Origin of the sequence: Zoogloea sp. (genome assembly GCF_028693495.1) — a bacterium.
Classification (GTDB): Bacteria; Pseudomonadota; Gammaproteobacteria; order Burkholderiales; family Rhodocyclaceae; genus Zoogloea.
In genome coordinates, this window is record NZ_JAQUVG010000036.1 from 23795 (window position 1) to 30007 (window position 6213).

A 6213-nucleotide genomic window follows, 5' to 3' on the forward strand; every position below is an offset into this window, starting at 1 on the left:
TGGCTGAAATGCCTGCCGTCGTCGCTGGAAACGGCGTTCAGGCGCCGTACACCGGGAAGCGGCCACACAGTTCGGAAACCTTGGCGCGCACGGTGGAGAGGACGGCCTCATCATCGGGATTGTCGAGCACGTCGGCGATCAGGTGAGCGATACGCTCGGCCTCGATCTCGGTGAAGCCACGGGTGGTCATGGCCGGCGAGCCGATGCGGATGCCGGAGGTGACGAAGGGCTTCTGAGGATCGTTGGGGATCGAGTTTTTGTTGACCGTGATGTGGGCATTGCCGAGGGCGGCTTCCGCTGCCTTGCCGGTGATGTTCTTGGAGCGCAGGTCTACCAGGAACACATGGCTTTCGGTGCGGCCTGAAACGATGCGCAGTCCGCGCTCCTCACCCAGCACGCGGGCCATGACACGAGCGTTGGCGATGACCTGTTCCTGGTAATTCTTGAAACCGGGGGTAGCGGCTTCCTTGAAGGCGACGGCCTTGGCGGCGATCACGTGCATCAGGGGCCCGCCCTGGAGACCCGGGAAGATGGCGGAGTTGAGGGCCTTCTCGTGCTCTGCCTTCATCAGGATGATGCCGCCGCGGGGGCCGCGGAGCGTCTTGTGGGTGGTGGAGGTGACCACGTCGGCGTGGGGCACCGGGTTGGGGTAGTAGCCGGCGGCAATCAGGCCGGCGTAGTGGGCCATGTCCACCCAGAAGATCGCGCCGATTTCCTTGGCGATCCTGGCGAAGCGCTCGAAGTCGATGCGCAGGGAATAGGCCGAAGCACCCGCAATGATGATGCGCGGCTTGTGCTCACGCGCCAGGGCTTCCATCTTGTCGTAGTCGATCTCTTCCTTCTCGTTGAGACCATAGGCCACGACGTTGAACCACTTGCCGGACATGTTGAGGGGCATGCCGTGGGTCAGGTGGCCGCCTTCGGCGAGGCTCATGCCCATGATGGTGTCGCCGGGCTTGGCGAAGGCCATCAGGACCGCCTGGTTGGCCTGGGAGCCGGAGTTGGGCTGGACGTTGGCAGCCTCAGCACCGAACAGGGTCTTGAGGCGTTCGATAGCCAGCTGTTCAGCCACGTCCACATGCTCGCAACCGCCGTAGTAGCGCTTGCCCGGATAGCCTTCCGCGTACTTGTTGGTGAGCTGGGAGCCCTGGGCTTCCATGACGGCGGCGCTCACGTAGTTTTCGGAGGCGATCAGTTCGATGTGATCTTCCTGACGGCGGTTTTCGGCCTCAATGGCCTGCCACAGTTCGGGATCGATCTTGGCGAGGGTATCTTGCTTGGAAAACATGGCTATCCGAGAGGGTGTGCTTAAGTCAAAGGTGAAGTTTAGCACGGCAGTTGCCGCTTGCTGAATGGCACCGGTGGTGTCAGACGCGGAAGTGGCCGACCTTGGCTTCCAGGTCGGCTGCCAGTTGCTCCAGCAAGGCGGTCTGCTCGTGGCTGCGGCGGGTGACCTGGTTGTTCTGATCCGCCATCTGGGCAATGCGTTCCACGCCCCTGGCCACGTCCTGGCTGGCTGCGCTCTGCTCCCGGGTGGCATCGGCGATGTCATTGACTGCGCTGGTGGTACGGCTGCTTTCGTTGCGGATGGTCTCCAGCATCTGCCCGGATTCGGTGGCAGAGCGGACGCCTCCCTCGACCTGCCCCGTGACGCCCTGGATCATCGTCACAAGCCGCTCCGCCTCGCCCTGGACTTCGGCCACGGTGGCAGAGATTTCACGGGTGGAGCTGGCCGTGCGTTCGGCCAGCTTGCGCACTTCGTCGGCCACCACGGCAAAGCCACGTCCGGACTCTCCGGCCCGGGCGGCTTCGATCGCCGCATTGAGGGCGAGCAGGTTGGTCTGGTCAGCAATGTCGTTGATGATCTGGCCGATGTTGGAAATGCGCGCGGAGCGTTCGGAGAGCAGGTTGACCGCCTCTCCCGCCCGGCTGATTTCGTCTGCAATCCTGTTCATCCCGGCGACCATTTCGAGCACCTTGTGTCCTCCCCTGTTGGCCTGTTCCTGTGCCTGCTGGGTGATCTGGTGGGCGAGGGCCGCACTTTCGGAAACGTGGGTGATGCTCACCGAAAGCTCTTCAATGGCCGCGGCAAGACCACTGGCGGCTTCGTTCTGGGCCGAGGTGCTGTCCACCACCGCATCGGAGCCCTGGCGCACGGCCCCGGCAGTGGTGCGAACGGTCTGGGTGGTCTGGATCACGTCGCTGATGAGTTCGCTGATATGGCGGATGGTGCCATCGAGGGAGCGGCTGATCTGGTGGAGTTCGTTGGCGCTGTCTGAGGGGGTGGGGGGGAGGCGCACGCTCAGGTCACCGTCTCCCATGCGGCGGGTGGCCTCGAGGAGCTCCCGGATCGGCCCCAGGCGGTTGCGGGTGATCCAGTACAGCACCAAAGTCAGCAAGGTGGCGCCGGCGAGGCACAGGCTGACCAGGGTGTTGCGCATGGCGCGGGCTTCCACGGTGAACTCGTCAATGAAGCTGCCGGTTGTCACGATCCAGCCCCAGGAGGGCGAGGTCTCGAATGCCACCATCTTGCTTGCCGTGGACTGGCCGCCCTGGCCCCGCGCCCAGTCGTAGGTCATCATGCCGCTCTTGCGGCGGATCTGTTCGGCTGCGATGTCCGCCATGCCCGGGACGTTGAGCTCGCTCAGCACCTTGCCTGTCGCGGACGGATGGTGGATGAACTCGCTCTTCGCCGGATCGGCAGGGGTGGTCATGATGTAGGCGTAGCCGGTCTGACCGGACCTGATGGCCGCCACGGCCTGGAAGAGACGCTCCATGTCTTCCTGGATGCTCACCCGTGCGGCGAGTGCCGCGATGGTTTTGCCGCTGTCGTCGAGAATGGGGTCGATGGCCGAGATATAGTACTTGCCCGAGCGCTTGACCACGCCTACATAGGGCTTGCCTGCGCGCAGCTTGCCCGCTTCCGGGCTGTCGCCGGGAATCGGCGTGCCTTCAGTGCTCTTGCCCTCCTTGGTCTTCAGCAGCGTGGCGGCCCGCACGAAATCGTCACCCACGCGTACCAGCAGGGCCGGCTCCGAGTCCGTCTGTTTGCGCAGGGCTTCGAGCAAGGCAGTGTTGCCGTTGATGATCCGGTCGCCGCTGCGGACCATGGGGACCTGGTAGGTCCCCATGGTCTGGGTGTCGGGACCCACCTGCAGCTTGCCCAGGCTGTCCTTCACCCGCGTCAGGCCCATGCTGGCCTTGCTGGAGGAGTTGGCGTGGCTCAGCTCGAGCATCGTCACGACGCCCTTGACCTGGTTGGTCAGCTCTTCTTCGGTCTTGGCGAGGGCGGCCCGTTCGGAAAAGTGCGTGGTGAAGCCGATCAGGGCAGCGAAGATGAGGAGGCTGACCAGCGTGCCCGTGAAGGCGATCTGGTGCACGAGGGATTGGCGATTGAGATTCAGCATGTCGGACTCCTGCCGGCCTGCAGCAAGGTTGAGGTGGATCAGGGCAACGGCCGGCCGCCGGGAAACTTTAATGTTTACCTATGGAGAAGCCCGCTCAGGCATTGGGTAGTTCGTCCAGCGCCTGGTTGAGGTGACGCTGCTCGGCCCAGGCGAGCAACTGCCACCCCTGCTCATCGTGAGCGATCCAGTTGAGGGCTGCGTTGGGAATGGTGAAGTCCCTGGGGGTTTCCAGGGGATTGCGGGTGGACAGCCGGTGGGCGATGTCGAGAACGCCCCCGTGGGTCACGATCAGCACCGTCTGGTCCCGGTGCCGTTCGGCAATCTGCTCGAGCACGGCATGGATCCGGTCGGCAAACACCCGCAGGCTCTCCCCTCCGTCGGGAAAGACGAATTCCGGATCCCGTTGCTCGAAACGATGGTAGTCCGCCGGGTAGCGTTGCCGCGCCTCGTCGTAGGTGAGCGCCTGGAAGGCGCCGTAATGGCGCTCGCGCAGCCGTTCATCGTAGGACAGGGCCAGTCCGCACTGGTCTGCAATGGCGCAGGCGGTCTGGCGCGCCCGGGTCAGGTCGGAGCTGTAGGCCGCGTGAAAGTATTCTCCAGTCAGGCTTTTTGCGGTGGCCCGGGCCTGAGTCAGGCCCCGGTCGTTGAGGGGAATGTCGAGGTGGCCCTGGAGACGGCGTTCGGCGTTCCAGGCGGTCTCGCCGTGACGGACCAGGCAGATGCGGGTGGACATGAAACTCTCCGGAGACAGGATGGCGCGGGGAAGTGGCGGGAGTATCGCACGGCTTTTCGGTGCACTGCAGCAGCCGGTTCGCAGGCTGACGTAGCGGTAGGCGTAATCCCTGATTGTTCCGATCTGCAGCGCGCCGATAATTCCGTCCCACCAAAGGGGGGCATCCGGCTCCAGATAAAGTTTTCCAAAGACTACAGGAGGTGCGGGACGTGCAAGCCCTGCTCAAGTTATCACGCGCCATCGACGGCCTTTCCGAGCGTGTCGGAAAGGCCACGATCTGGCTTGTGCTGATCATGACCCTGATCAGCGCCATCAATGCCTTCGTGCGTTACTCCGTCAATTACAGTTCCAACGGCCTGCTGGAAATCCAGTGGTACCTGTTCTCCGCAATCTTCCTGCTGTGCGGCGGCTACACCCTGATGCGCAACGAACATGTGCGCATCGACGTGATTGCCGGCCGTTTTTCCCCCCGGGTCCATGCCTGGATCGACATCATCGGGACGATCTTCTTCCTGGCGCCGATGGCCGTCGCGGTGCTCTACCTGTCCTGGCCGATTTTCGTCAATTCCTACCTCAACAACGAGTACTCCTCCAACGCCGGCGGCCTGATCGTCTGGCCGGTGCGTCTGCTGGTTCCCGTCGGTTTTGCGCTGCTGATCCTGCAGGCCCTCTCCGAGCTGATCAAGCGCTTTGCCTTCCTGCAGGGCCTGATCGACGACCCCAACGTGAAGCACAAGGGGCCTTCTGCCGAGGAAGAGCTGGCTCTGGCCATCCAGAAGCAACGTGAGGAGAACGCATAAATGGTCGAGTTCATCACCGCCAACATGGCGCCCCTGATGTTCATCTCGCTGGTCGCCTTCATGCTGTTCGGTTATCCGGTGGCGTTTGCCCTGGCTGCCAACGGTGTGGTCTTCGGCCTGATCGGGATCGAACTGGGGCTGCTCACTCCGGCCCTGTTCCAGGCCCTGCCTGACCGCATCTTCGGGGTCATGTCCAATGACACCCTGCTGGCCATTCCCTTCTTCACCTTCATGGGCCTGATCCTCGAACGATCGGGGATGGCCGAGGACCTGCTCGATACCATCGGCCAGTTGTTCGGCCCGGTGCGCGGCGGCCTCGCCTTCGCGGTCATCTTCGTTGGCGCGATCCTCGCCGCCACCACCGGCGTGGTGGCCGCCTCGGTGATCTCCATGGGCCTGATCTCCCTGCCGATCATGATGCGCTACGGCTACGATCAGCGTCTCGCCACTGGCGTCATCGCTGCCTCCGGCACCCTGGCCCAGATCATTCCGCCTTCTCTGGTGCTGATCATCATGGCCGATCAACTAGGCCGTTCGGTGGGCGACATGTACCAGGGCGCGCTGGTCCCGGGCCTGGTGCTGACGGGCTTCTATGTGGGTTACGTGGCCCTGATTGCCCTGTTCAAGCCCGCAGCGGCCCCGGCCCTGCCCCCGGAAGCCCGTACCCTGCGGGGTGGCAAACTCTTCCTGCGGGTGCTGACCAGCCTGGTCCCGCCGTTGATGCTGATCTTCCTGGTCCTGGGCACCATCTTCCTGGGTATTGCCACGCCTACCGAGGGTGGAGCCATGGGGGCCTTCGGTGCCCTGGCGATGGCGATGATGCGCAAGCGCCTCGACATTCCGCTGCTCAAGCAGGCCATGGAAAGCACGGCCAAGCTCACCACCTTCGTGATCTTCATCCTGATCGGGGCTCGGGTCTTCTCCCTGACCTTTTATGGTGTGGAAGGCCACCTGTGGGTCGAGCACCTGCTGGTGGATCTCCCGGGCGGGCAGGTGGGTTTCCTGATCGTGGTGAATATCCTGATCTTCCTGCTGGCCTTCTTCCTGGATTTCTTCGAACTGGCCTTCATCGTGGTGCCTCTGCTGGCGCCGGTAGCAGAGAAGCTGGGTATTGACCTGATCTGGTTCGGCGTGCTGCTGGGGGTCAACATGCAGACCTCGTTCATGCACCCGCCCTTCGGTTTCGCCCTGTTCTACCTGCGTTCGGTGGCCCCCAAGGCAGTCAAGACCACCGACATCTACTGGGGTGCCGTTCCCTTCGTGGTGATCCAGG

General features: G+C 63.4%; 5 protein-coding genes. 2 read left to right on the top strand and 3 right to left on the bottom strand.

Annotated features, from left to right (window positions below; translation table 11 throughout):
- Window positions 1-37 precede the first annotated feature (37 nt).
- From glyA to PHD22_RS07950, 3 genes are all read right to left on the bottom strand, one after another.
- Window positions 38-1288, bottom strand: a complete 1251-nt coding sequence (gene glyA / locus PHD22_RS07940; protein WP_299864783.1) for a serine hydroxymethyltransferase — start codon at window positions 1286-1288, stop codon at window positions 38-40.
- A gap of 79 nt (window positions 1289-1367) precedes the next feature.
- Window positions 1368-3407: a methyl-accepting chemotaxis protein gene (locus PHD22_RS07945; protein ID WP_299864786.1), complete on the bottom strand. Its 2040-nt coding sequence runs from the start codon at window positions 3405-3407 to the stop codon at window positions 1368-1370.
- A gap of 94 nt (window positions 3408-3501) precedes the next feature.
- Window positions 3502-4140, bottom strand: a complete 639-nt coding sequence (locus PHD22_RS07950) for a histidine phosphatase family protein (RefSeq protein WP_299864789.1) — start codon at window positions 4138-4140, stop codon at window positions 3502-3504.
- A gap of 209 nt (window positions 4141-4349) precedes the next feature.
- Between PHD22_RS07950 and PHD22_RS07955 the strand changes: the two genes are divergently transcribed.
- Complete coding sequence (locus tag PHD22_RS07955) at window positions 4350-4940, top strand: TRAP transporter small permease subunit (RefSeq protein ID WP_299864792.1); 591 nt, start codon at window positions 4350-4352, stop codon at window positions 4938-4940.
- Window positions 4941-6213, top strand: a 1273-nt coding sequence (locus PHD22_RS07960) for a TRAP transporter large permease subunit (protein WP_299864795.1), incomplete at its 3' end; no start/stop codon positions are given.